Source organism: Acidocella sp. MX-AZ02, assembly GCF_000306035.1.
GTDB lineage: Bacteria > Pseudomonadota > Alphaproteobacteria > Acetobacterales > Acetobacteraceae > Acidocella > Acidocella facilis.
Genome location: NZ_JH976207.1, coordinates 963,842 through 986,999, shown reverse-complemented (window position 1 = coordinate 986,999; position 23,158 = coordinate 963,842). Strand labels below are relative to the sequence as shown.

23 protein-coding genes and 1 tRNA gene are annotated in these 23,158 nt (G+C 64.1%); 11 read left to right on the top strand and 13 right to left on the bottom strand.

The genetic code is table 11. The annotated features are described in order from the left end of the window. Positions 1-9 precede the first annotated feature (9 nt). On the bottom strand, positions 10-933 hold the full coding sequence (locus MXAZACID_RS04890) for an aspartate carbamoyltransferase catalytic subunit (protein ID WP_008493010.1): 924 nt from the start codon (positions 931-933) through the stop codon (positions 10-12). 103 nt (positions 934-1,036) lie between these two features. Between MXAZACID_RS04890 and MXAZACID_RS04885 the strand changes: the two genes are divergently transcribed. Both MXAZACID_RS04885 and MXAZACID_RS17670 read left to right on the top strand, forming a co-directional pair. Continuing rightward, complete coding sequence (locus MXAZACID_RS04885; protein ID WP_008493009.1) at positions 1,037-1,444, top strand: OmpA family protein; 408 nt, start codon at positions 1,037-1,039, stop codon at positions 1,442-1,444. A gap of 675 nt (positions 1,445-2,119) precedes the next feature. Further along, entirely contained in the window at positions 2,120-3,307 is a 1,188-nt protein-coding gene (locus tag MXAZACID_RS17670) for a Hint domain-containing protein (protein ID WP_168118389.1), read from the top strand. 144 nt (positions 3,308-3,451) lie between these two features. Here the strand turns inward: MXAZACID_RS17670 and MXAZACID_RS04875 are convergent, their stop codons facing one another. From MXAZACID_RS04875 to MXAZACID_RS04845, 7 genes are read right to left on the bottom strand one after another with little or no spacing between them, the layout of a single operon-like run. Continuing rightward, the gene (locus tag MXAZACID_RS04875; RefSeq protein WP_008493007.1) at positions 3,452-4,240 is read right to left on the bottom strand and encodes an MBL fold metallo-hydrolase; all 789 of its coding nucleotides are present in this window, start codon (positions 4,238-4,240) and stop codon (positions 3,452-3,454) included. Beyond that, on the bottom strand, positions 4,237-5,016 hold the full coding sequence (locus tag MXAZACID_RS04870; RefSeq protein ID WP_008493006.1) for a TatD family hydrolase: 780 nt from the start codon (positions 5,014-5,016) through the stop codon (positions 4,237-4,239). Before MXAZACID_RS04870 ends, MXAZACID_RS04875 begins: the two co-directional genes overlap by 4 nt. Beyond that, positions 5,016-6,542, bottom strand: a complete 1,527-nt coding sequence (metG, locus tag MXAZACID_RS04865) for a methionine--tRNA ligase (RefSeq protein WP_008493005.1) — start codon at positions 6,540-6,542, stop codon at positions 5,016-5,018. The genes MXAZACID_RS04870 and metG overlap by 1 nt, the downstream gene beginning before the upstream one ends. Then, on the bottom strand, positions 6,539-7,507 hold the full coding sequence (locus tag MXAZACID_RS04860; RefSeq protein WP_008493004.1) for a DNA polymerase III subunit delta': 969 nt from the start codon (positions 7,505-7,507) through the stop codon (positions 6,539-6,541). Before MXAZACID_RS04860 ends, metG begins: the two co-directional genes overlap by 4 nt. Beyond that, positions 7,507-8,127, bottom strand: a complete 621-nt coding sequence (gene tmk, locus MXAZACID_RS04855) for a dTMP kinase (protein ID WP_008493003.1) — start codon at positions 8,125-8,127, stop codon at positions 7,507-7,509. The genes MXAZACID_RS04860 and tmk overlap by 1 nt, the downstream gene beginning before the upstream one ends. Next, the gene (locus tag MXAZACID_RS04850) at positions 8,128-9,000 is read right to left on the bottom strand and encodes an RlpA-like double-psi beta-barrel domain-containing protein (protein WP_008493001.1); all 873 of its coding nucleotides are present in this window, start codon (positions 8,998-9,000) and stop codon (positions 8,128-8,130) included. Next, a complete protein-coding gene (locus tag MXAZACID_RS04845) occupies positions 8,997-9,959 on the bottom strand; it encodes a lytic transglycosylase domain-containing protein (RefSeq protein ID WP_039884735.1) in 963 nt (320 codons plus the stop codon). Before MXAZACID_RS04845 ends, MXAZACID_RS04850 begins: the two co-directional genes overlap by 4 nt. A 117-nt stretch (positions 9,960-10,076) precedes the next feature. Between MXAZACID_RS04845 and MXAZACID_RS04840 the strand changes: the two genes are divergently transcribed. The 5 genes from MXAZACID_RS04840 to MXAZACID_RS04820 all read left to right on the top strand — a co-directional run bounded on the left by MXAZACID_RS04840 (position 10,077) and on the right by MXAZACID_RS04820 (position 14,667). Continuing rightward, on the top strand, positions 10,077-10,529 hold the full coding sequence (locus MXAZACID_RS04840; protein ID WP_026438712.1) for a YcgN family cysteine cluster protein: 453 nt from the start codon (positions 10,077-10,079) through the stop codon (positions 10,527-10,529). Beyond that, a complete protein-coding gene (locus MXAZACID_RS04835; protein WP_008492998.1) occupies positions 10,526-11,233 on the top strand; it encodes a M48 family metallopeptidase in 708 nt (235 codons plus the stop codon). Before MXAZACID_RS04840 ends, MXAZACID_RS04835 begins: the two co-directional genes overlap by 4 nt. 70 nt (positions 11,234-11,303) lie before the next feature. After that, positions 11,304-12,314, top strand: a complete 1,011-nt coding sequence (locus MXAZACID_RS04830) for a zinc-binding alcohol dehydrogenase family protein (RefSeq protein ID WP_008492997.1) — start codon at positions 11,304-11,306, stop codon at positions 12,312-12,314. A gap of 3 nt (positions 12,315-12,317) precedes the next feature. Then, on the top strand, positions 12,318-13,271 hold the full coding sequence (locus MXAZACID_RS04825) for an aldo/keto reductase (protein ID WP_008492996.1): 954 nt from the start codon (positions 12,318-12,320) through the stop codon (positions 13,269-13,271). A gap of 331 nt (positions 13,272-13,602) precedes the next feature. Then, on the top strand, positions 13,603-14,667 hold the full coding sequence (locus MXAZACID_RS04820; protein ID WP_083878475.1) for a sensor domain-containing diguanylate cyclase: 1,065 nt from the start codon (positions 13,603-13,605) through the stop codon (positions 14,665-14,667). Between the two features lie 188 nt (positions 14,668-14,855). On the opposite strand, the gene MXAZACID_RS04815 is transcribed toward MXAZACID_RS04820, so the two are convergent. Next, on the bottom strand, positions 14,856-15,332 hold the full coding sequence (locus MXAZACID_RS04815) for a GNAT family N-acetyltransferase (RefSeq protein ID WP_035178712.1): 477 nt from the start codon (positions 15,330-15,332) through the stop codon (positions 14,856-14,858). Between the two features lie 82 nt (positions 15,333-15,414). On the opposite strand from MXAZACID_RS04815, the gene MXAZACID_RS04810 reads away from it, so the two are divergent. Then, entirely contained in the window at positions 15,415-16,608 is a 1,194-nt protein-coding gene (locus tag MXAZACID_RS04810; RefSeq protein WP_008492992.1) for a sorbosone dehydrogenase family protein, read from the top strand. Here MXAZACID_RS04810 and glnT read toward each other — a convergent pair whose 3' ends face one another. The 4 genes from glnT to MXAZACID_RS04790 all read right to left on the bottom strand — a co-directional run bounded on the left by glnT (position 16,609) and on the right by MXAZACID_RS04790 (position 21,018). Continuing rightward, positions 16,609-17,910 (bottom strand): type III glutamate--ammonia ligase, encoded by a 1,302-nt coding sequence (gene glnT / locus MXAZACID_RS04805; RefSeq protein WP_008492991.1) that lies wholly within the window; start codon positions 17,908-17,910, stop codon positions 16,609-16,611. It abuts the gene before it with no gap. Between the two features lie 176 nt (positions 17,911-18,086). Then, positions 18,087-19,424, bottom strand: a complete 1,338-nt coding sequence (locus tag MXAZACID_RS04800) for an FMN-binding glutamate synthase family protein (RefSeq protein ID WP_008492990.1) — start codon at positions 19,422-19,424, stop codon at positions 18,087-18,089. 2 nt (positions 19,425-19,426) lie between these two features. After that, positions 19,427-20,119, bottom strand: a complete 693-nt coding sequence (locus MXAZACID_RS04795) for a protein glxC (protein WP_039884998.1) — start codon at positions 20,117-20,119, stop codon at positions 19,427-19,429. Between the two features lie 20 nt (positions 20,120-20,139). Continuing rightward, positions 20,140-21,018 (bottom strand): glutamine amidotransferase family protein, encoded by an 879-nt coding sequence (locus MXAZACID_RS04790; RefSeq protein ID WP_008492987.1) that lies wholly within the window; start codon positions 21,016-21,018, stop codon positions 20,140-20,142. Between the two features lie 173 nt (positions 21,019-21,191). On the opposite strand from MXAZACID_RS04790, the gene MXAZACID_RS04785 reads away from it, so the two are divergent. The 3 genes from MXAZACID_RS04785 to MXAZACID_RS04775 all read left to right on the top strand — a co-directional run bounded on the left by MXAZACID_RS04785 (position 21,192) and on the right by MXAZACID_RS04775 (position 23,129). Then, complete coding sequence (locus tag MXAZACID_RS04785) at positions 21,192-22,247, top strand: NAD(P)-dependent alcohol dehydrogenase (RefSeq protein WP_008492986.1); 1,056 nt, start codon at positions 21,192-21,194, stop codon at positions 22,245-22,247. A 121-nt stretch (positions 22,248-22,368) separates the two neighbouring features. Further along, positions 22,369-22,443: transfer RNA gene (locus MXAZACID_RS04780), tRNA-Lys, on the top strand. A gap of 35 nt (positions 22,444-22,478) precedes the next feature. Further along, positions 22,479-23,129 carry a hypothetical protein gene (locus MXAZACID_RS04775; RefSeq protein WP_008492984.1) on the top strand — a complete coding sequence of 217 codons (651 nt, stop codon included), beginning with the start codon at positions 22,479-22,481 and terminating at the stop codon, positions 23,127-23,129. Positions 23,130-23,158: the final 29 nt, after the last annotated feature.

Sequence of the window (23,158 nt, the reverse complement as noted above, 5' to 3'; positions counted from 1 at the left end):
ATAAAGTGCTCAATGGTTGCTCCGCGCGCAGGTTTCCAGAACCGCCATGCGGACGGCCACACCCATTTCCACCTGTTCCTTGATCAGCGAGCGCGCGGCATCGTCCGCCACCTCGCTGTCGATCTCCACCCCCCGGTTCATCGGGCCCGGATGCATCACCAGCGCATCCGGCTTGGCGTAGGCCAGCTTCTTGCGGTCCAGCCCGTAGAAGGCGAAATATTCGCGGCTTGAGGGGATCAGCCCGGCGGTCATGCGCTCTTTCTGCAGGCGCAGCATCATCACGATGTCCGCACCTTTCAGCCCTTCCTCCATGTCGTGGAAAATCTCCACGCCATTCACGCCGATCGAGCCCGGCACCAAGGTCGGCGGGCCGACCAGGCGGACGAAATTGCCCATCATCGTCAGCAGCAGGATATTGGAGCGGGCGACGCGGGAATTCAGCACATCGCCGCAGATGGCGACGGTGAGGCCGGAGATCCGGCCCTTGTTGCGGCGGATGGTCAGCGCATCCAGCAGCGCCTGGGTCGGGTGCTCATGCGTGCCATCCCCGGCATTGATCACCGAGGCCCCGACCTTCTGCGCCAGCAGGGCAGGGGCGCCGGAGGATTTATGGCGCACCACCAGCAGATCGCAATTCATCGCGTTCAGCGTGGCGGCGGTATCCAGCAGCGTCTCGCCCTTGGTGACGGAGGAGGTGGCGACGGACATGTTCACCACATCAGCCCCCAGCCGCCGGCCGGCCAGCTCGAAGCTGGTGCGGGTGCGGGTGCTATCCTCGAAGAACAGATTGATGAGGGTGCGGCCGCGCAAGCTGTCGCGTTGGGTTTTGCCGGAGCGGTTCAAAAGCGCGTAGCTTTCGGCCAGATCCAGCAGGGTGGTCACGGAGGCCGGGTTGAGCCCCTCGATCCCGAGCAGATGTTTCAATGACGCCATGGCGAGCCGCCTTAGACCATAATCCAGCCCGCCAGGGAATGCGCCAGTTGATTTTTTGGCCCGGCTCCTGAAATGATGTATTGTAAAGCAATACGGGGGCTCGATGAAAAAACTTCTGATTCTCAGCGTTCTGGCCGGTTTGGCCGGGTGCGCCGAACTCGAGGGGCCGGTCGGCCCGCCGCCGCCGGCAACCCCTGTGTTTTTCCAGCCATTCTCCGCCGCGCTCGACCAGCCGGCGCTGACCACCATCGCCACCATCGCCAAGGCCGCCAATGAGCAGCCCGATGCGCCGGTCACCGTTATCGGAGCGGCGGACAGTGTCGGCGACCCGCAGGCCAATCTGTATCTGTCCAAAACCCGGGCCCAGGTGGTGGCGGACCAGCTGGTGGCGGATGGCGTGGATCGCGCCAGGCTGCGGATCCATGCGCGCGGCGAAATCCGGCCCACGAGCGAGGCGCCAGGGGCGCCGGTGCAGGCGGCGCGGCGGGTGCTGGTCGAAATCGGGCACTGAAGGAAGGCGGCTTCGGCCGCCTTTTTCACGCCTCAGCAAAACGCAGAATCTATATTATGGAAAGTAAGCATGCCGGCGGCGTTACGGCGGGCTGGCGGGGCGTGTGAGGATCATCACTGAACGCTGAACAACCGGCGCGGCGCGCGCACCCCCCATGGCCGCCATAGGCCTCCCAGCTGTCTTTGTCCTCGACTTAATCCTCGCCGCGTGCTGGAGTTATTCGTTAATATATCGAAGTTTTTAAAGATTTTTTGCGGCTTTTGTTAACATATAAATCTAACCAGATCCGTGGCTTTAAATTTGTTTTTCCACGAACCACTTCGCCCGCCCCGCCCTCAAAGGCGGGGGTTATTACCGCCCTGAAACCCAAAGCGCCGCATTGATGACGAATAGATCGCCTGTTTTACTTCATCTATGGCAACAAACCCTACCATTTCATAAACTTTTATTTAGGACAATTATCTTGATCCGCCCGCAAATGTAGGCCGAATATGCTTCGGGATCGATATATTGATCGATTCACGGCGGGTAAATGTTAGTTATCTAATCGCGTCTTTGTCACGGTTATGTTTTGAAGCCGTCCTGGATGTGCGCCTCGTTAGAGAGCTGACCTGGAGCCGTAAAACCAGTTTGGGGAGAAAAAAGATGGCGAATTACGGTACAGGCACTTTTGACTTGACTGGGGTTATCCTCCCGGTGACCGCGGCGGCGGATACCAACTCCACGACGACGTTCAACCTGATCGGCCTGCTGGACACCTTCAACATCTACTCCGCCGCCGGCTCGTCGGTGACGGTCAACAACAATGTCGACGTCGCCAACACTCTCAATCTCTACACCAATGGCGGCAGCCTGACGCTGGCCTCCTCGGTCGGGGCGCTGGGTGCCACGACTGTCAACATCAATGGCGGCTCCTTCACCATTGCCTCCAGCCTGATTTCCGCACAGCTCCTGTCGAATACCGTGCTGAGCTTCGGCAGCAGCGGCGGCACCGCCGTGTTCGGCTCGGCGAGCAGCGGCCTGCTCAATCTGAGCCTGGTCTCGGTCTTCGGCCCGATCCAGAACTTCGTCGCCGCGACCGACAAGCTGGACGATCCGGCGCTGAATTTCACCAATGTCACCGGCTACACGATCTCCGCCGTTTCCGGCCAGGCCGGCGTGCAGCAGATCGTCGTCAACGCCAATAATGGCGGCAGCTTCACCTTCGATGTCACCGGCGCCGGGCTGACCAACGGCACCTACAGCACCACCAATGGCCCGCTTTACCTGGTGTCCGACGGTACCGGCGGCACCATCATCGAGGCGGCCTGTTTCCTCACCGGCACGGCGATTTCCACCCCCCATGGCGAGGTGGCCGTTGAGAGCCTGAAGATTGGCGATCTGGTGCTCACCGATACGGGCGAAGCGGTGCCGGTGCGCTGGATCGGCACGCGCCGCGTCTCGCCGCGCTTCGCGGACCCGGTGCGCAGCCAACCCATCCGCATCGCCGCCGGCGCCCTGGGCGACGGGCTGCCGCGGCGCGATCTGCTGATCTCGCCGGATCATGCGCTGCTGGTCGATCATGTGCTGGTGAATGCCGGGGCGATGGTGAATGGCAGCGACATCACCCGTGAGGCGATGAGCGAGATTTTCACCTATTATCATGTCGAGGTGGATGCGCATGAGCTGATCCTCGCCGAAGGTGTTTCGGCGGAGACCTTCATCGACCATGTCGGTCGCATGGCCTTTGATAACTGGGCCGAGCATGAAGCGATTTTCGGTGACACGCCGGAGAAACCCGAAATGGGCTATGCGCGCGTGAAATCCGCGCGCCAGCTGCCGATGGCGCTGCGCCGCCGGCTCGGCATCGCCGCCGCCGCCTGAGCATTCGAGGGGGAAGCCGGGGCCAGCGATGGCTCCGGTTTTTTAGAGCAATATGTGTTTAGGTCGACGCGACAGCGTCAACCTAAACACATGAAATTGCTCGCCAAAACAAAGCCTGGAGCGTCAAGCTAAAAGCTTGATGCTCTAGGCGTGAAATTCCATGCCGTCATAGCCGGGCTCGATGCAGTCCGGCAGCGTGCGGCGCAGTTTCGCGTAATCCATCGCAGGGCCCATATGGGTGAGGATGGTGCGCTCGATTTTCAGCGCCTGCACCCAGCCTTGCACGGTGCCAAGCCCGGCATGGGTGGGATGGTTATTGTCCGGGGTGAAGCAATCCACCACCAGGGTTTTCACCCCTTGCAAGGCCTCCATCTGCGCCGGCTCGAAGCGCACCACATCCGTGCAATAGGCGAAATCGCCGATGCGCAGGCCAAGCGAGCGCGAATAGCCGTGATCCTGGTCGATGGGCAAAATCGACAGGCCGAAAAGTTCGAAGGGCGTGCCTTCGACGATGTCATGGGTGAAAAAGGCCGGGCGGCCGAAGAAGCCGCCTTTCCACTCCCTGAACGCGTAGGAGAAGCGCGCGCGCAGCTGCTCCCAGACCGAGGCGATGGCGTAGGCCGGCATCGGCGCTTCCAGGATGCGGTTGAGGATGCGCACATCATCCAGCCCGGCGACATGGTCGGCATGGTCATGGGTGTAGATCACCGCATCGATTTTCGGGATGGCGCAGTTGAGGAGCTGTTCGCGCAGATCCGGCCCGGTATCGACGAGGATGCGCAGGCCAGTATCGGTTTCGATGACGATGCTGGGGCGGGTGCGGCGGTTGCGGGGTTCGGCCGGGTCCGCCTGGCCCCAATCGCCTCGCCCGTCCGGCCCGCCGATTTGCGGCAGCCCCGCCGAGCCGCCGCTGCCCAGCAGGGTGATTTTCATGAAGCCGCTTTCGGGAAGAGGGTGCGGAAATTGCGCGTGGTCAGCGCCGCCAAATCCGTTTCCGAAAGCCCCCTCACCTGCGCCAGTTTCGCCGCAGTGTAGGCGGTGTAGGCGGGTTCATTGCGCTTGCCGCGATATGGGGCGGGGGCGAGGTAGGGGCTGTCGGTCTCCACAAGGATGCGATCCGCCGGGACCATCGCCGCGACCTCGCGGACAGCCTCGCCTTTCGGGAAGGTGATGATGCCGGAGAAGGAGAAATAGCCGCCGAGTTCCATCGCCTGCTCGGCCAGCCAGCGTGAGGAGGAGAAGCAATGCAACAGGAACTCGAAATGCCCCCCTTCCCTTTCCTCACGAAGAATCCTGGCGATATCCTCATCGGCGTCGCGGGCATGGATGCAGATCGGCATGCCGGCCAAGCGGGCGGCGCGGATATTGGCGCGGAAATTCTGTTCCTGTACGTCCTTCGGCGCCTTGTCGTAGAAATAATCCAGGCCGGATTCGCCGATGCCGATGACTTTCGGATGTTCGGCCAGCTTGGCCAGCACCTCCGGCTCCACCACCGGCAGCACATCGGCGGCGTGATTGGGATGCACGCCGACACAGGCCCAGACATTTTCATGCGCCTCGGCGATGGCGAGGATCTCGCGGCTTTGCGCCAGCGTCACGCCGATGCTGACCATCTCGCTGACCCCGGCGGCGACGGCGCGGGCGATCACCTCCGCCTGTTCGCCGGGCTGGTTGAAATAATCGAGATGGCAGTGGGAATCGACGAGCATCACACACCCACGCGCGGGAACAGGCCGGTCGGCGTCGGCAGCGCTGTGCCTTCCACCAGCGCAGTGTCCAGCACGGCCAGCGAACGGGCTTCGTCCAGACCCAGATAATCCAGCAGCTTGGCCATCGTCTCCGGCATGAAGGGTTGCAGCACCACGCCCAGCGTGCGCAGCACCACGCAGAGCGTGTAGAGCACGCTGTTCATGCGATCGAGATCGGTCTTGCGCAGGCTCCAGGGGGCCTGGGCGTCGATATAGCCATCGGCGGCGCGGATCAGGCGCCAGATTTCATCAAGCGCTTCATGGAAGGCGAGCTTGTCCATCGCGGCATGCAGCTTGGCCGGCAGCGCGGCGGCTTCGGCGAGCAGCGCTTCATCCGCCTCGGTCAGCGTGCCTTTCGGCGGCACCACCGCGCCGGCATTCTTGCCGATGAAGGAGAGCGTGCGCTGGGAGAGATTGCCGATGCCGTTGGCGAGGTCCGAATTGATCCGGCGATGCAGAGACTCCTTGGAGAAATCCCCATCATTGCCGAACGGCACCTCGCGCAGAATGAAATAGCGGATCTGGTCCAGACCGTATTCCTGCACCAGCGGCCGCACATCGATGAAATTGCCGAGCGATTTCGACATTTTCTCGCCCTCGACCGTCCACCAGCCATGCGAGAACACCTTCTTCGGCAGCTCCAGCCCGGCGCCCATCAGGAAAGCCGGCCAATAGACGGCGTGGAAGCGGATGATCTCCTTGCCGACCAGATGCAGGCTGGCGGGCCAGAATTTCGCGCGCGGGCCGGACATCTCAGGATAGCCGATTGCGGTGAGATAATTCACCAGCGCATCCAGCCAGACATACATCACATGCTTTTCATCGCCGGGCACCTTCACGCCCCAGGAGAAGGAGGTGCGGGAGATGGAGAGATCATTCAGCCCGCCGCGCACGAAGGAGAGGATTTCGTTGCGCTTCGCGGCGGGCGCGATGAATCCTGGATTTTCCTCATAGAACGCCAAGAGCCTGTCCTGGAAGGCGCTCAGCTTGAAGAAATAGCTGGGCTCCACCACCCATTCCACCGCAGCACCGGAGGCGAGCGCGTAGCGTGTGCCGTCCGGCTTCAGCGCGGTTTCGCCCTCGTCGTAGAAAGCTTCGTCGCGCACCGCGTACCAGCCTTCATAGGCGCCGAGATAGATGAAGCCGTTTTCCTGCAGCTTGGTCCAGATCGCCTGGCAGGCGGCCTTGTGGCGCGGCTCGGTGGTGCGGATGAAATCATCGTTGGAGATGTTCATCGCCTGCGCCATGTCGCGGAAATCGGCCGAGACGCGGTCGGTAAACTCCTGCGGGGCGATGCCGGCATTACGGGCGGCGGCTTCCACCTTCTGGCCATGCTCATCGGTGCCGGTGAGGAAAAACACCTCATCGCCGGCGAGGCGGTGCCAGCGGGCCAGCACGTCGGCGGCGGTGGAGGTGTAAGCATGGCCGAGATGCGGCGCGCCGTTCACGTAGTAGATCGGCGTGGTGATATAAAATGTCTTGCTCATGACCTATGCAACTGTTCCAGCGCCACGAGGATGGCGGCGCGCTTATCCAGGTTCAGTCCTAACACCTCACGCTCCAGTTTTCCAAAATCCTGCCAAAGCGTGACGTTATGGGAGAGGTTGCCCGTCCCGGCGCGGGCGGCGGCACGGGTGCGCGCCGCCAGGCGGGTACGCAGCAGGGAGAAGAACAGCTCGAACTTGTCGGTCCCCTCCACGCTGCGGGCGACGCTGTCGGCCATCGCCTGGGCGCGGGCGGGGGCGACAGGCGCGTCCAGCGCCTCGTCCACCAAGGCGGCGACGGCGACACCGCCGCCCTCCGCCAGGTTCAGCGCATTGCCGATGCTCCCTTCCGCCAGCTCGATCAGCCGGGCCGCATCGGCGTCCGGGGCGTAATCGGCCAGCAAGGCGCGCATCACCGCATCCGGCAGCGGCGACATTGGCAGCACCCGGCAGCGGCTGCGGATGGTGGGGAGTAGCCTTCCGGGTGCAGCGCTGGTCAGCAGCAGGATTGAGCGCGGCGGCGGCTCCTCCAGCAGCTTCAGCAGCGCGTTGGCGGCGTTGCTGTTCATATCCTCCGCGCCATCCACCAGCACCACGCGCCAGCCGCCCTCGGCGGGGGTCAAGCGCATGAAGGCGCTGGCCTCCTGGATCGTGGCGATGACGATTTCGCCTTGCAGCTTCTCGGTCTTGGCGTTGATCCGCCGCTCGACGGTGAAGAAATCCGGATGGGTGCCGGCGGCGATGCGCCGGAACGGGCCGGAGGATTCGGGGATGGAGAGATCCTCGCTCTGCCCGGCCGCCAGCAGCCAGCGGCCGAAGCGATAAGCCAGGGTCGCCTTGCCGATGCCGGGCGGGCCGGCGAAGAGCCAGCCATGATGCAGCCGCCCGGCGGTGACCGCCGAGCGCAGCGCATGGATCGCCGCCTCATGGCCGCGAAAATGCGGGTTGGCGCGCGGATCGGGCGGCATCAGCGTCCGGTCCGGGCGCGCAGTGCCGCCCGCATGGTGGCAACCACCGCCTCCGGCGCCGGGCTGGCATCGATGGTGACGACACGCTCAGGCGCGGCGGCGGCGATTTCGGCAAAGCCTGCCTGCACCCGGGCGAAGAAATCGCGGTTCATCTGCTCATAGCGGTCGGTCGCGGCGGCGCGCTGGGCCAGCCGCGCCTGGGCCTGGGCTTCGGGGAGGGCGAGCAAAAAGGTGATGTCCGGCTGAAGCCCGACCAGCTCGATCAAGGCGCGCACCTGGGCAATGGGCACGTTCTGGCCATAGGCCTGATAGGCCATGGTGGAATCATAGAACCGGTCGCAGATGACGATGGCGCCGCGCGCCAGTGCCGGGCGGATCAGCCCGGCCACATGGTCGGCGCGGGCGGCGAAATGCAGCATGGTCTGGGCCAGCGCATCCAAGGGCAGGTCCTGGTCGAGCAGCAGCGCGCGGATCGCCTCCGCCCCCTTGGTGCCGCCGGGCTCGCGGGTGAGCACCACCTCATGCCCCTCGGCCCGCAGCGCCTCGGCGAGGCCGCGGGCGGCGGTGGATTTGCCAGCCCCCTCCCCGCCCTCCAGCGTGATGAACAGACCCTGCGCCACTTACCGGACGATGATCTCAGGGTCGGTCATGCCGGCATTCAGCACATGCTGCAGCGCCTGGTCGGCATCCTCCACCGAATGATAGGGCCCGATATTCACCGCCCAGAGCGTGCGGTCCGCCCCGAACACCGGCACGATGCGCGCCGGCATCCCGTAGAGCCGGGCCATCACCCGCGCCGCGTCGCTTTCTCTTCCATAGCCGGGCAGTTGCACGAAGAGCGGGCCGGGGGCGGGCTGGGCCTGGATGACCTGGCCGGAGAGGGTCGGGCCGGTATTTTGCGGGGCGTTGTCGTTGGCCTGCACCAGCTGATGCGCCACCCCGATCGGCCCGGCACTGCCTGGCGCGCCCAGCGATTGCGCGGTGATGCCGGCGACCGGGGCGGCCTGCAGCTTCGGCCCGGCGCCGAGCGCGCCCTGCAGCGCCGAACTGGCCTGGGCGTTCAGCTTCACCTCGACCTCGACCACGCCGCCGGACGGGAAATCCAAGAGCCGGGCCACCCGCGGGGTGACGGCGATGACGCGCCCGGGCACGTTCGGCCCGCGCTCATTCACCCGCACCTGCAGCGAACGGCCATTCACCAGATTGGTGATGGTGACGATGCTGGGCAGCGGCAGAACCGGGCTCGCGGCCATCAGCCCGTCAGGGTCATAGAGCTCGTTATCGGCGGTGTAGGGATCGTCCCCATGTTCGATGATGATGCCCAACCCGGTGACGTCATAGGCGCCGAATTCACGCGGATAGCGCCATTCCCCGCCGACCTGATAGGGGTTGCCGATCGTATAGGTCACCGGCCCCGGGGCGGGCGGTGGCGGCGCCTTGGGCATGCAGCCGGCCAGAAACGCGCACAGCCCCAGGATCAGCCGGCTGCTCATGACAGGATCATCCGCCCCAGCGCGCCGACCGCCAGCGCATAGAAATCGGACGGGTTATAGCGGCGGATCGCCTTGAAATTCTCATAGACCAGAAAGGCCTGGCCGCCGGCGCCATCGGGCAACAGCAAGGCGGCCGGGGTGGCGGCGGAGAGCTGCGGCGCGCCGGGCAGGCGCTGCACGCCGAGTTTTTCCCAATAGCCGATGGTCTGCATGTTTTCGCGCCCGGCCATCGCGGCATTGAAACTGGCCGGGGCCAGCACCGGCTCGGAGGAGGGCGCATCCGCCTGCCAGCCGGCCTTGGCGAGGTAATTCGCCATCGAGGCCAGGGCATCGGCATCGGAATTCCAGATATCCGGCGCGTGGTTGCCGGAGAAGGAGACGGCGGTGGTGAGATAGGTGCTGGGCATGAATTGCGGCTGTCCCATGGCGCCGGCATAGGAGCCGAGCAGATTGGCCACCGGCGCATCGCCGCGCGCCACGATGGTCATCGCCTTGATCACCTCATTGCCGAAATAATGGCTCTGGCGGTCCCAGGCCAAGGTGGTCAGTGCGTCGATCACGTTGAAATCGCCCTGGTTGGCGCCGAAATTCGTTTCCAGCGCCCAGATCCCCAGCATCACATCGGCGGAGACGCCGTAGCGGCTGGTGATGGCGGCGAGCAGGCTGCGCACCTGCGCGTATTTCGCCTTGCCGTTGGCGATGCGGGTCTGGCTCAGCACCCGGCTGGAATATTGCGCCCAGGTCAGGGTGAATTCGGCCTGGTGATGGTCGAGCTTGATCACGTCCTGGTTCGGCGTGAGGTTGCCGGTGCTGGCCATGACGATCCGCTCAGGGATGCCCGCCGCCCGCGCGCGCGCCTGCAGCTGCGCCAGAAATTCCGGGAAAGGCTGTGCCGCCCTGCCCGCTTGCGGCAACACCAAAGCGCTGCCAAGCCCCGCCAACATCATGCGTCTGAACATGGGACGGAGTTTGCCACGCGATGCCGCGCCGCCGCAACGGGGCCCGCGCGCGCCTGCACAACTTGTCATGAAGCGGGCGGCATGGCGCGGCGCGGCGCGCTCCTGTATGTTGGCGGCATGGGATTCTGGCGTGAAAAAACTTTGGCGCAGATGAGCCGGGCGGAGTGGGAGTCGCTTTGCGATGGCTGCGGGCGCTGCTGCCTGCATAAATTGCGCGACGAGGATACAGACGAAATCGCCTTCACCAATGTCGCCTGCCGGCTGTTGAATGTGAATACCGCGCGCTGCCGGGATTATGCCAACCGCAAATCGCTGGTGCCGGATTGCGTGAAGCTGACCCCGAAGAAGCTGGAGAAAATGGACTGGCTGCCGCCGAGCTGCGCCTATCGGCTGGTGCATGAGGGCAAGGATCTGCCGGCCTGGCACCCGTTGCGCTCGGGCCGGGCGCAGAGCGTGATCGAGGCCGGGGCGTCGGTCGCCGGGCGCTGCCTGGATGAGCGCCAGGCCGGGCCGCTCGAAGACCATATCATGGACTGGCCGGGGCAGATGCCACGGCGCCGGCGCGCATGAGCCAGGAGCCCCTCACCACGGAGCTGGTGCCCGTGCAGGGGGCGCTGATTGCCGTGGCCTTCAAGCGTTCGGCCCGGGCAAAGCGGATTTCGCTGCGGGTGGACCCGGCCCAGGGGGTGGTGATCACGCTGCCGATGCGCGCCTCCCGCCGCGCCGGGCTGGCTTTGCTGCATGCGCATGAGGCATGGGTGAATGAGAAGCTGGAGGCCCTGCCCCAGCCCTTGCGCCTGACCCAAGGCGCGCTGGTGCCGGTGCATGGGCTGGCGCATGAGATCGTGCATCGCCCGGAGGGGCGCGGCGGCGCCTGGATCGAGGAGGGGCGGATCATCGTCACCGGCGAGGCGGAGTTTCTGGCGCGTCGCGTCGCGGACTGCCTGAAGCGCCTGGCCCGGCAGCGTTTGACCGCGATGGCCGCGGACATTGCCCGCGAGGCCGGGCTGCGGCCGAAGATCGTGCGGATCAAGGACACGCGCTCACGCTGGGGAAGCTGCGCGCCGGATGGCACGCTGGCTTTCTGCTGGCGGCTGATCTGCGCGCCCGAGCCGGTGCAGCATTATGTGGTGGCGCATGAGGTGGCGCATCTGCGCCATATGAATCACGGCCCGCATTTCTGGGCGCTGACCGAAACCCTCACCCCGCACAGGCAAGCCGCCACCGCATGGCTGGCCAGCGAGGGGGCGGGGCTGTTGCGCATCGGCGCATGAGTTCAAATGTAACATCGGATATGTCTTAGATATCAATGTCTAGCAGGCCAACTGAAGAGAAAGTCGTCCCATGAAAGCCGTTGCCTTTACCCATGCCCGCCCGATTACCTCCATGGATGCGCTGCAGGATGTCGATCTGCCGGTGCCCGTCCCCCGGCATCATGATCTGCTGGTCGAGATCAAGGCGGTTTCGGTCAATCCGGTCGATACCAAGATCCGCCAGTCGGCCGAGCCGTTGGGCGAGCCGCGGGTGCTGGGCTATGACGCCGCCGGCATCGTGCGCGCCATCGGCCCCGAAGTGCAGAATTTCTCCGTCGGCGACGAGGTATTCTATGCCGGCGTGCCGGACCGCCAGGGCAGCAATGCCGAGTTCCAGCTCGTCGATGACCGCATCGTCGGCCATAAGCCGAAAAGCTTGAGCTTCGCGCAGGCGGCAGCCTTGCCGCTGACGGCGCTGACCGCCTGGGAGATGCTGTTCGAGCGCTTCCGCATCCCGCGCGACCAGCCGCATGGCGGCACCATGCTGGTGGTGGGGGCTGGCGGCGGTGTGGGCTCGATGGCCATTCAGCTCGCTGCGCAGCTCACCGACATGACCATCATCGCCACCGCCTCCCGCCCGGAGACGGCGGAATGGTGCCGCAGCCTGGGCGCGCACCATATCGTCAATCACCAGCATGATCTCGGCGCGCAGATTTTGCAGGCTGGCCTCAACCCGCCCGGCCATATTTTCTGCGTCGCGCATGTGAAGCAGCATTTCCACAAGCTGGTCGAGCTGCTGGCGCCGGAGGGTGCGGTCGGCATCATCGAATCCAATGCCGGCGAGCTGAATGTTTCGCCGCTGATCCGTAAAAGTGCCACGCTGCATACCGAATATGTCTTCACACGCGGGCTTTTGCACACACATGACATGAGCGTGCAGCACCGCACGCTGGAGGCCATCGCGCATCTCGTCGATAACGGCACGTTGAAGACGACGATGACCGAGAATTATGGCCCCATCAACGCGATAAACCTGATCCGCGCCCATGCCGCCCTGGAATCGGGGATGACGATGGGCAAGATCGTGCTGGAAGGATTCTGATTGATGGCGCTTCCCACCAAAATGCTCGGCCGCTCCGGCCTGGCGCTGCCGCCCGTGGTTCTGGGCGGCAATGTCTTCGGCTGGACCGCGGATATCAAAACCTCGCTCGATCTGCTGGATGCCGCGCTGGAGGGCGGGCTGAATGCGATCGACACGGCGGATATGTATTCCACCTGGGTCGAGGGGCATGAAGGTGGGGAGAGCGAGGCGATCATCGGCGCCTGGATGAAGGAGCGCAAAAACCGCTCCCAGGTGAAAATCCTCACCAAGGTCGGCATGGCGATGGGCCATCATCCGGCCAGCCTGTCCAAGGCGCGGATCTTCGCCGCCGTCGAGGCGTCGCTGACCCGGTTGCAGACCGATTATATCGATCTCTACCAGGCGCATCAGGATGATCCGGAAACGCCGCTGGAGGAGACGCTGGGAGCCTTCGCCGAACTGATCAAGCAGGGCAAGGTGAAGGCGATCGGCGCCTCCAACTACACCGCGCCGCGCTTGAAAGCGGCGCTGGATGTGGCCAAGGCGAACAACCTGCCGCGTTATGAAAGCCTGCAGCCGCTCTATAATCTGATGGAGCGCCCGGCCTTCGAGGCTGAGCTGCAATCGCTCTGCATCGCCGAGGAGGTGGGGGCGATCAATTACTTCGCCCTGGCCGCTGGCTTTCTCAGCGGCAAGTACAAGAGCGAGGCGGATTGCGTCGGCCGGCGCGGGGAGAGCGCGAAAAAATATCTGGCGACGGCAAAGGGCAAGGCGGTGATCGCGGCGTTGCTGGCGCAGGCGCAGCGGATTGGCGCGGCGCCTTCCGAGGTGGCGATTGCCTGGTGCCGGGAGAAATCCGGCATCACCGCGCCGATTGCCAGCGCCACCAGCCTGAGCCAGATGCAATCGCTGATCCGCGCCGCGGCGCTTGAGCTGGATAAGGACAGCATCGCGGCGCTGGATGAAGCCAGCGCCTGAGGCGAGCTCTGGTTTGATGAAAGGCAATTAACCTACCGTTAATATCAGGCGCGCCTCCCGCCCGTCTCGGTTTTGAGGCGGCACGGCGGCTGCGCTCAATTTTTACCGCAACCACGACATAAGATGTCGGCGCGCCCGCCGCGCCGCCATCCGGTGGACATCGCATCGCGCACTGAAAACTTCCGCGTGCAAACTACATTCACATCCGCGTGATGCCGGTTTTATCAGGCCAAAAAAACGCCAGAGCAAACGAGTTGGTCCTTGAAAGCCGTTCGGAAACGATACAATTTAACGCTGTGTTAACGCCGTTCTGGACGATGAGAGACTTCGCATGTGGACGAACCAACAGACGACGACGTCCAGCTTGCTGACGCCTGAGGGCGGGTATCTCAGCCTGGCCGAATCGCAGCGCCTGAAGGATCTCAACGCCCTCAATCTGCTCTACACCCCGGCCGAGGAGCGGTTTGACCGGATCACCCGGCTGACGGCGCGGGTGCTGCAGGCACCGATCGCCACGATCAGCTTCATCGCCGGCGACAAGCAATGGCTGAAATCCAGCGTCGGCATGCCGATGGCGGAAATTCCGCGCGCGCTGTCCTTCTGCGGCCATGCGATCGAGGCGCATCATCCGCTTATCATCCCCGATACCACGCAGGATGAGCGCTTCGCCCAAAATCCGCTGGTCACTGGCAACCCGAATGTGCGCTTTTATGCCGGCCAGCCGATTCATGCCGGGGCGCGCTCCTGCGTTGGCGCGCTCTGCGTGATGGATACGCTGCCGCGCCGCCCCAGCCGCGCCGGGCTGGACACGCTGCGCGATCTGGCGGTGATCGTCGAACGCGAGCTGACCCGGGTGATGCAGGGGTCTTTCCAGGAATCGCTGATCAAATCCCAGGACCCGCTGGCCCGGCGCGATTCGATCGACGGCTTGACGCAGATGTGGAAGCGCAACGTGATCATGGATCTGGCGCATCTGGAATGTGCGGCCGCCAGCCGGGGCTCGCCGCTCAGCCTGTTGCTGGTGGATATCGATCATCTGAACCAGATCAACGAGACATACGGCACCCAGGCGGGCGATACCGTGCTGTTCGAGGTCGCCGCGCGGCTGCGCCAGAGCGTGCGCGAGGTGGATGTGATCGGCCGCTATGGCGCGGGCACCTTCCTGGTGCTGCTGCGCGCCGGCATCATCGATTCCAAGCTGGTGGCGGAGCGCATCCGCGAGGCGGTGGCGCGCCACAGCGTGCCGGGGATGGACATGCCGATCACAGTGAGCATCGGCGTGGCGGCGGCGAAGACCGTCTCCCCTTCCCCCGCGCTGCTGATCAGCGCCGCCGACAAGGCGATGCGTCAGGCCAAGGAGAATGGGCGCAATCTGGTGGAAAGCGTGCTGCTGTAGACATTTTACCGCCCCGGACCCGCTTGGTGCGTATTGAGACGGAATCCGGGACAGCCCTGAACAGGTCCGCGGCGCTCGAGCGAGATGGGTTTACACCCACGCGCTCTACTCATGTTTTGGCGAGCAATTTCATGGGTTTATCTTGACGCACGCGCGTCAACTCAAACGCATATTGCGCTCCGCTGACCTCAAAGCGTTTTTACGAAATATCTGACGGCTTTGCCGTTGGGCAGCTTGGCCTGGCCGGCCAGTGAAAACCCGAAACGGGCGTGGAACGCGTCCGAGGCCGGATTCGGCGGGTCCTCATTCACCTCGCACACCGCGATCGTATGGCCGGCCAGACGCGCCTGCTGGAACAGTGCATCATACAGCGCCACCCCATGGCCCCGGCCGCGCGCCGCCTTTGCGGTCACCACCCGGTCGATATAGACGAATTTCAAAAACCGTTGCTTGAACCAGAGGAAATTCGGTGAATCATAATCCGCGTCCTGATCGAAGGCGATCAGCAGGGCCTCGCTGTCATTGATCGAGGCGGCGTAAAAAGCCCGCTCCAGCAGCAAGGCGAAGCGGGCTTCATCCGCCGCCGAAAGCTCCTGCGCGTGTTCGTTATTGAGCGTCAGCAACGCTGAAAAATGCGGCGTATCGGTGGAAAGACGTGTAAGCATGCCTGACAATTGGCCGACACCTCGCCCCTGACAAGAGCCATATTTCAACGAAGCTCTGCGAAATTTGCGTGAAAGGAACGCCATGAACCGGCTTCTTAGTCTGCTCCTGCTCTGCCTGCCGTTGCGCGCGCTGGCGGCGCCCCCTTATCACCCCCAGGGCAGCTGCGCCGGCTTTGCGCGCCTTGATCTCGCCAGCCTGCCCGGCACCTGCGTCGGGCTGGTGGCCAAGGGGTTGCACTTTCCGCGCGGCCTCGCCGTGGTTGGGCATGATGTCTATGTCGTGGAGATGGGCGGCTGGGTGAAGGGGCGCGGCGCGCTGCTGCGTTTCGCCGATGACGGCACGGCACCGCCGCAAACCCTGCTCACCGGGCTGGACGAGCCGAACGGCATCGCGGTTGCCCCGGATGGCACGATCTATCTCGGGCTGCTCGGGCGCGTTGCCCGGCTGCGGCTTTCGGGCGGCAAGGCGACGCTGGAGGATGTGATCACCGGCCTGCCCGATACCGGCCGCCATCCGCTGACCGCCCTGGTGGCCGAGCCGGACGGCGCGCTGGACATCAATATAGGCTCGGCCACGAATAATTGCGAAGGGCCGGGCAAAACCCCGCCCAACCCCGCGAAACCCTGCCCGAAAACCGCCGCCACCCCGCCGCGTGCGAGCATCGCGCGCATCATGCCCCAGCCCGGCAAGGTCTTGCGGTTCCAGGACGCGCAGATCCTCGCCAACGGCCTGCGCAATTCCATGGGGCTGGCGATCCTGCCGGACGGCAAGCTGGCGGCGGCGGTCAATGCGCGGGATTTCATCAACCTGGCCGACCCGAATCTCTCCGACGAGACCGAACCGCGCGACACGCTGGATATCATCACGCCCGGCGCGGATTATGGCTGGCCCTATTGCTTCGACGCGAACCGCCCCAGCCCGGAATATCCGCGCTTCGATTGCGCGAAAATGACCGCACCCAGCGTCCTGCTCGCGCCGCACGCCGCCCCTCTGGGGCTGCTGGTCTATCGCGGCGTCGCGATTCCGGCGCTGAAAGATACGCTGCTGATCCCTTATCACGGCTATCGCGCGCAAGGGCACCGGCTGATGGCGATGACGCTGAACGCCCAGGGCCTGCCGGAAGGCCAGCCCTGGCAGGTGATCTGGGGCTGGGCCGGCACGCCCAGCCAGGCGCCGATGGGCAGCCCCGTTTCACTCGCGGAGCTGCCGGATGGCAGCGTGCTGATCACCGAGGACCATAATGGCACGCTGCTGCGGCTTGCCCCGGCGGGTTGATCAGCAATCCAGCGTCGCCTGGCGCTCCCAGTCCGAGAGATGCGCCGCGTAGGCGTTCCACTCGCCATGCTTGAGCTTGGTGTAGGCAGAGACGAAACCCTCGCCCAACGTTGCCTTCAGCGTGTCATTCGCCTCCAGCGCGCGCAGCGCGTCCAGCAGGTTCAGCGGCAGTTTCTTGGCGTCCTTCACCAGATGGCCGTCCGTGTACATGTTGATATCCAGCCGCTTGCCCGGATCGGTCTGTTTGGCGATGCCATCCAGCCCCGCCGCCAGGATCGAAGCCTGCAGCAGATACGGGTTCACCGCCCCATCCGCCAGCCGCATCTCAAAGCGCCCAGGCTCGGGGATGCGGATCATATGGGTGCGGTTATTGCCGGCATAGGTCACGGTGTTCGGCGCCCAGGTGGCCCCGGAAATTGTCCGCGGCGCGTTGATGCGCTTATAGCTGTTCACCGTCGGGTTGGTGATCGCCGCCAGCGCGTCCGCATGCTGGATCACGCCGCCAATGAAATGATAGCCGAGCTGCGAGACACCCAGCTCGCCCGTCTCATCCTCAAACAGATTCTCCTTGCCCTTCCACAGCGAGACATGGCTGTGGCAGCCCGAGCCGGTGAGGCCCAGGAAGGGCTTGGGCATGAAGGTGGCGCGCAACCCATGCTTCTCGGCGATGGATTTGGCCATGAATTTGAAGAACACATGCCGGTCGGCGGTCAGCAGCGCCTCGTCATAATGCCAGTTCATCTCGAACTGGCCGTTCGCGTCCTCATGGTCGTTCTGGTAGGCCTCCCAGCCGAGCTCCTGCATCGCATCGCAGATCTCGGTGATCACGTCATAGCGGCGCAGCAGCGCGCCGGCGTCGTAACAGGGCTTGCTGCCGGTATCGAGCGCGTCCGAAATCGCCTGGCCATCCGGCGTGGTGAGAAAGAACTCGCACTCCACCCCGCTTTTCATCAGGAACCCGGCCTTGTCCGCCTGGGCGATGACGCGCTTGAGCACGTTGCGCGGCCCCTGCTCCACCTTCTGCCCGTCCATATAGATGTCGGAGGCCAGCCAGCCGACTTCCCTCTTCCAGGGCAGCACGGTCAGGGTTTCCGGGTCCGGCAGGGCGAACATGTCGGAATCCGCCGGCGACATATCGAGCCAGGTGGCAAAGCCCGCGAACCCGGCGCCGTTCTTCTGCATGCCCGCGATGGCGGAGGCCGGCACCAGCTTGGCGCGCTGGCTGCCGAACAGATCCGTGTAGGAAATCAGAAAATATTTGAGGCCGAGTTCTTTCGCCTTTTCGGCAAGCTTGATCGCCATCGTCGTCCCTTGCTTGGTGTTGTGTCTGGTGGAGCAAGCTGTGTGACTTTTGTCCCGGTTTTTGTCGGGTATTTTTAGAAATTATCGCAAAAGTTTTTTGGGGCCGCTTTTTTTCAAAAAAGCGGCGAAAACGTTCGGGGCGGTGGCGATTTCGTCGCCAACACCCCGAACCTTCATCAGAACCCCTTCCCCGGGATCCAGCTCGTCCCCGCCAGCGGCACCTGCGCCATGGCGGCGGCCTCCAGCGTCAGCGCCACCAGATCCTCGGGCTCCAGATTATGCAGATGGCTCTTGCCGCAGGCCCGCGCGATGGTCTGCGCCTCCAGGGTCAGCACCGAGAGGTAATTCGCCAGCCGCCGCCCGGCCTTCACCGGGTCCAGCCGCGCCGCCAGCGCCGGGTCCTGGGTGGTGATGCCGGCCGGGTCGCGCCCTTCATGCCAGTCATCATAGGCCCCGGCGGTGGTGCCGAGCTTGCGATATTCGTCCTCGAATTCCGGCGAATTGTCGCCCAGCGCCACCAAGGCCGCGGTGCCGATCGCCACCGCATCCGCGCCGAGCGCGATCGCCTTGGCCACATCCGCCCCGGTGCGGATGCCGCCGGAGACGATCAGCTGCACCTGGCGGTGCATGCCCAGATCCTGCAGCGCCTGCACCGCCGGGCGAATGGCGGCGAGGATGGGAATGCCGACCTGCTCGATGAACACTTCCTGTGTGGCCGCGGTGCCGCCCTGCATGCCATCCAGCACCACCACATCGGCCCCGGCCTTCACCGCCAGCGCGATGTCGTAATAAGGCCGCGAGGCGCCGACCTTCACATAGATCGGCTTCTCCCAATTGGTCAGCTCGCGCAGCTCCAGGATCTTGATCTCCAGGTCATCCGGCCCGGTCCAGTCCGGATGCCGGCAGGCGGAGCGCTGGTCGATCCCTTCCGGCAGATTGCGCATCTTCGCCACGCGCGGGGAGATCTTCTGTCCCAGCAACATGCCGCCACCGCCCGGCTTCGCGCCCTGGCCCACCACCACCTCGATCGCATCCGCCTTGCGCAGATCAGCGAGATTCATGCCGTAGCGCGAGGGCAGATATTGATAGACCAAGGTCTGCGAATGGCCGCGCTCCTCCGGCGTCATGCCGCCATCGCCGGTGGTGGTGGAGGTGCCCACCGCGGTAGCGCCACGCCCCAGCGCCTCCTTGGCATTGCCCGAGAGCGCGCCGAAGGACATGCCGGCAATCGTCACCGGGGTTTTCAGATGAATCGGCTTTTTGGCAAAGCGCGTGCCGAGCACGACTTCCGTGCCGCATTTCTCGCGATAGCCTTCCAGCGGATAGCGCGACATCGAGGCGCCGAGGAACAGCAGATCATCGAAATGCGGCAGCTTGCGCTTGGTGCCGCCGCCGCGAATATCATAGATGCCGGTGGCGGCGGCGCGCTGGATCTCGGCGATGGTATGCGGATCGAAGGTCGCGGAAAAGCGAGGCTTGGTCTGCGGAATATGAGAGATCGGCGTGTCGTTCATGGTCAGTACGCCCCGGCATTATCGACGTGGAAATGATACAGCGTGCGCGCCGAGCCATAGAGGGTGAATTCCTCCGGCTTCGCCGCCACACCGGCGCGTTGCAGAAGATCGCTGAGAATGGCGGCATCTTCCGCACCCATCTGTTTCTTCTCGCAATCCGCACCCAGGCTCTTCACGCTGCCCTTCACGAACAGCCGCGCCTCATACAGCGAATCCCCCAGCGCATCCCCGGCATCGCCGCAGACCACCAGATTGCCGCTCTGCGCCATGAAGGCGCTCATATGGCCGACATTGCCTTTCACCACGATATCGATGCCCTTCATCGAAATCCCGCAGCGCGCCGAGGCATTGCCGTCGATGATCAGCAAGCCGCCATGCGCGGTGGCGCCGGCCGACTGGCTGGCATCGCCTTTCACATGCACGCGGCCAGACATCATGTTTTCCGCAACCCCGGTGGCGGCATTGCCATTGATGGTGATGGCGGCGCCATCATTCATCCCCGCCGCATAATAGCCGGCATGGCCGTCGATCAGCACCTGTACCGGGGTGGTGATGCCCACCGCCAGCGCATGCGCGCCGCGCGGGTTGACGATCCTCCAGGCGGTCTGGTTGGTGCCGCCGGGCAAGGTTTGCAGCTTCTCATTCAGCTCCCGCAGCGGGGCCGCGGCGAGATCAAACGTAATCGTATCTTCCATGGTTTTTTCCAACGCCGCGCTCATGCCGCGCGCTCCCAGAAATAGACGCGTCCCGGTTCCGGCTCGAACAGATGCGCCGCCTCGATGCCCGGCAGATCCGCCAGCGCGCGATATTCCGAGGCGAAGGCGACATAATCATCCGTCTCCGCCATCACCGCCGGCTTGCAGGAAACCGGATCGCGCAGCACACCAAAGCCGGTCTCGGTGCCGACGACAAAATTATAGAACCCGTCGAGATCTTCCAGCGCCTGCGTCAGCGCTGCATCCAGCTTGGCACCTTCGCGCAATTTGTAGGAGAGATAGCCCGCCGCCACCTCGGTATCATTCTGGGTGGCGAAATTGATGCCTTCGCGCATCAGCCGGCGGCGCACATCATTATGGTTGGAGAGCGAGCCATTATGCACCAGGCATTGATCCGCCCCGGTGGAGAAAGGATGCGCGCCTTCCGTGGTCACCGCCGATTCGGTCGCCATGCGCGTATGGCCGACCGCATGGCTGCCGGCCATGCCGGCCAGCCCGAAGCGCGCGCCGACCTCTTCCGGCAGGCCGATGCCCTTGAACAGCTCGATGCGATTGCCGACGGAGACCACGATAATCTCCGGCATCTTCGCCAAGGCGTTGCGGAGTTCGGCCGCTTTCTCCTGGGCCAGGCTCAGCACCGCATGGTCGTCATGCACCGCCAGGCTGGCGCCGAAGCGAGCCGCGAATCCGGCCATGTCAAACCCGGCCGGCGCGCGCAGGGTGAATTTCACCTGGCCCGGCGCCGCCGCGCCATAAATCGCAAACCCGGCGGAGTCAGGCCCGCGCTCGGTCAGCACATTCAGCATATGGCTCATCAGCGCGCCCAGCTGCGGCTCCAAGGCTGAGTTCTTCAGAAATAATCCGGCAATCCCACACATCTGCGCAACCTGCTCCTTTCCGCTGCGCACAGGTTATCCAAGGGTTTTGGTGCCGTCAACTTATAAGAACAAAGATTTCTTAAAAAGAAACTGAACGCGTCGCCCGGCGCATTGGTTGAATCGGGTTTTCCCGGGGCCATATCCTCTCGGATTTTTAACCCCGGGAGATTCATATGCTTATTTGCACCGGTTACGGCGCCGCCAGCCCCACTGAGGCGCTGGCCCCCCTCACCTTCAATCGCCGCGATGTCGGCCAGAATGATATCGAAATCGAAATTGAATATTGCGGTGTCTGCCATTCGGACATCCATTTCGCCCGCGATGAATGGCATTTCACCCAGTACCCCGCCGTGCCGGGCCACGAGATCGTCGGCCGGGTGAAGAGTGTTGGCCCGGGTGTCACCAAATATAAAGTCGGCGAGCGCGTTGGCGTCGGCTGCATGGTCAATAGCTGCCGCACCTGCCCCTCCTGCCAGGAAGGGCTGGAGCAATATTGCGCCGAGGGCCTGACCGGCCAGACCTATGGCGGCACCGACAAGGTGATCAACGAGCCCTCCAAGGGCGGCTATTCGGACAAGATCGTGGTGGATGAGAATTTCGTCCTGCGCATCCCGGAAAATCTCGACCCGGCCGCCGCCGCGCCGCTGCTTTGCGCCGGCATCACCCTCTATTCGCCGCTGCGCCATTGGGGTGCCGGGCCGGGCAAGAAGGTCGGCATCATCGGCCTCGGCGGGCTCGGCCATATGGGTGTGAAGCTGGCCCATGCGATGGGGGCTGAAACCGCGCTGTTCACCACCTCCGCCAGCAAGGTTGCGGATGCCAAGCGCCTGGGGGCGAGCCTGGTCATCCTCTCCAAGGATGAGGCGCAGATGGCCGAACATGCCGAGAGCTTCGATCTGATCATCGACACCGTTTCCGCCAGCCATGATCTCAGCCCCTTCTTCGGGCTGCTGAAGCGTGACGCGACCATGGTGCAGGTGGGCGCGCCCGAGCATCCGCTGCCGATCTCGGTGTTCCCGCTGCTGATGCGCCGGCGCAGCTTCGCCGGCTCGATGATCGGCGGCATCAAGGAAACCCAGGAGATGCTGGATTTCTGCGGCAAGCACAACATCACCGCGGATGTGGAGATGATCAATATCCAGCAGATCAACGAAGCCTATGAGCGGATGCTGAAATCGGACGTGAAATACCGCTTCTGCATCGACATTAAGAGCCTGAAGGCGGCCTGAGCCAACGCGGCGCGCCTTTCATCGAGGCGCGCCGTTTTCGCCCGGCAATGGGTTGACTTCATACGGCGAAAAATGGTTTTTGCGCCTCACCGTGCGGCGCCGCCCCACGGGACCTTGGTAAGAGCCTGTAGCTCAGTGGTAGAGCATCCGACTTTTAATCGGACGGCCGTGGGTTCGACCCCCACCGGGCTCACCAAGCGGATCTCAATGCGGCATATTTCGGAATTCTGAATGGACCGTGCCAAAATCGGCATCGTGACGGGCCTGCAGGCGGAAGCTCAATGGCTCCGCGATGCGGGATTCACGGTGATGATTGGCGGCGGCACGCCGCTTGGCGCGCGCAAGGCCGCTGAGGCGCTGGTGGATGAACAAGGCGTGCTGGGGCTGCTCAGTTTCGGCCTGGCCGGCGGGCTGCAAAAGGGCCTCAAGCCCGGCCGCATCCTGGTGCCCTCCGCGATTCAGGCCGGCCTGCTCACCTTCCCTTGCGATTACCGGCTGCTGGAGTTCCTCGGCGGCCCGCTCGCCGGCCCGATTCTCGGCTGGCACAAAATCGTCACCAGCGCCGAGGAAAAGCAGTTGCTCAGCCAGCGTTATCACGTTGCGGCGGTGGATCTGGAATCCGGCGCGGTGGCGGAGGTGGCCAAGGAGCGGGAACTGCCATTCGCGGTGCTGCGCGCCGTGGCCGATCCGGCGGAGCGCGATCTGCCGCCTGCCGCTTTGGTCGCGCTGAAGGCCGATGGCAAGTTGGACGGCATGGCCCTGGCCCGCTCCATCCTGCGCCAGCCCCGGCAAATTCCAGGCCTGATCAAAGTCGGCCGCGACGCCGCCGCCGCCCGCAAAGCCCTGATAAACTGGGTCAAAACCCTGCCCGAAAAAATCTAGCCCGAAACGCTCACGCGCCCCGGGCCAAA

Excerpts from the sequence above, each read along its gene's own strand:
- MXAZACID_RS04890 (WP_008493010.1), bottom strand. The coding sequence starts at position 933 with ATGGCGTCATTGAAACATCTGCTCGGGATCGAGGGGCTCAACCCGGCC.
- MXAZACID_RS04885 (WP_008493009.1), top strand. The coding sequence starts at position 1,037 with ATGAAAAAACTTCTGATTCTCAGCGTTCTGGCCGGTTTGGCCGGGTGC.
- MXAZACID_RS04875 (WP_008493007.1), bottom strand. The coding sequence starts at position 4,240 with ATGAAAATCACCCTGCTGGGCAGCGGCGGCTCGGCGGGGCTGCCGCAA.
- MXAZACID_RS04870 (WP_008493006.1), bottom strand. The coding sequence starts at position 5,016 with ATGCTCGTCGATTCCCACTGCCATCTCGATTATTTCAACCAGCCCGGC.
- metG (WP_008493005.1), bottom strand. The coding sequence starts at position 6,542 with ATGAGCAAGACATTTTATATCACCACGCCGATCTACTACGTGAACGGC.
- MXAZACID_RS04860 (WP_008493004.1), bottom strand. The coding sequence starts at position 7,507 with ATGCCGCCCGATCCGCGCGCCAACCCGCATTTTCGCGGCCATGAGGCG.
- MXAZACID_RS04850 (WP_008493001.1), bottom strand. The coding sequence starts at position 9,000 with ATGAGCAGCCGGCTGATCCTGGGGCTGTGCGCGTTTCTGGCCGGCTGC.
- MXAZACID_RS04845 (WP_039884735.1), bottom strand. The coding sequence starts at position 9,959 with ATGTTCAGACGCATGATGTTGGCGGGGCTTGGCAGCGCTTTGGTGTTG.
- MXAZACID_RS04840 (WP_026438712.1), top strand. The coding sequence starts at position 10,077 with ATGGGATTCTGGCGTGAAAAAACTTTGGCGCAGATGAGCCGGGCGGAG.
- MXAZACID_RS04835 (WP_008492998.1), top strand. The coding sequence starts at position 10,526 with ATGAGCCAGGAGCCCCTCACCACGGAGCTGGTGCCCGTGCAGGGGGCG.
- MXAZACID_RS04830 (WP_008492997.1), top strand. The coding sequence starts at position 11,304 with ATGAAAGCCGTTGCCTTTACCCATGCCCGCCCGATTACCTCCATGGAT.
- MXAZACID_RS04825 (WP_008492996.1), top strand. The coding sequence starts at position 12,318 with ATGGCGCTTCCCACCAAAATGCTCGGCCGCTCCGGCCTGGCGCTGCCG.
- MXAZACID_RS04820 (WP_083878475.1), top strand. The coding sequence starts at position 13,603 with ATGTGGACGAACCAACAGACGACGACGTCCAGCTTGCTGACGCCTGAG.
- MXAZACID_RS04815 (WP_035178712.1), bottom strand. The coding sequence starts at position 15,332 with ATGCTTACACGTCTTTCCACCGATACGCCGCATTTTTCAGCGTTGCTG.
- MXAZACID_RS04810 (WP_008492992.1), top strand. The coding sequence starts at position 15,415 with ATGAACCGGCTTCTTAGTCTGCTCCTGCTCTGCCTGCCGTTGCGCGCG.
- glnT (WP_008492991.1), bottom strand. The coding sequence starts at position 17,910 with ATGGCGATCAAGCTTGCCGAAAAGGCGAAAGAACTCGGCCTCAAATAT.
- MXAZACID_RS04800 (WP_008492990.1), bottom strand. The coding sequence starts at position 19,424 with ATGAACGACACGCCGATCTCTCATATTCCGCAGACCAAGCCTCGCTTT.
- MXAZACID_RS04795 (WP_039884998.1), bottom strand. The coding sequence starts at position 20,119 with ATGGAAGATACGATTACGTTTGATCTCGCCGCGGCCCCGCTGCGGGAG.
- MXAZACID_RS04790 (WP_008492987.1), bottom strand. The coding sequence starts at position 21,018 with ATGTGTGGGATTGCCGGATTATTTCTGAAGAACTCAGCCTTGGAGCCG.
- MXAZACID_RS04785 (WP_008492986.1), top strand. The coding sequence starts at position 21,192 with ATGCTTATTTGCACCGGTTACGGCGCCGCCAGCCCCACTGAGGCGCTG.
- MXAZACID_RS04775 (WP_008492984.1), top strand. The coding sequence starts at position 22,479 with ATGGACCGTGCCAAAATCGGCATCGTGACGGGCCTGCAGGCGGAAGCT.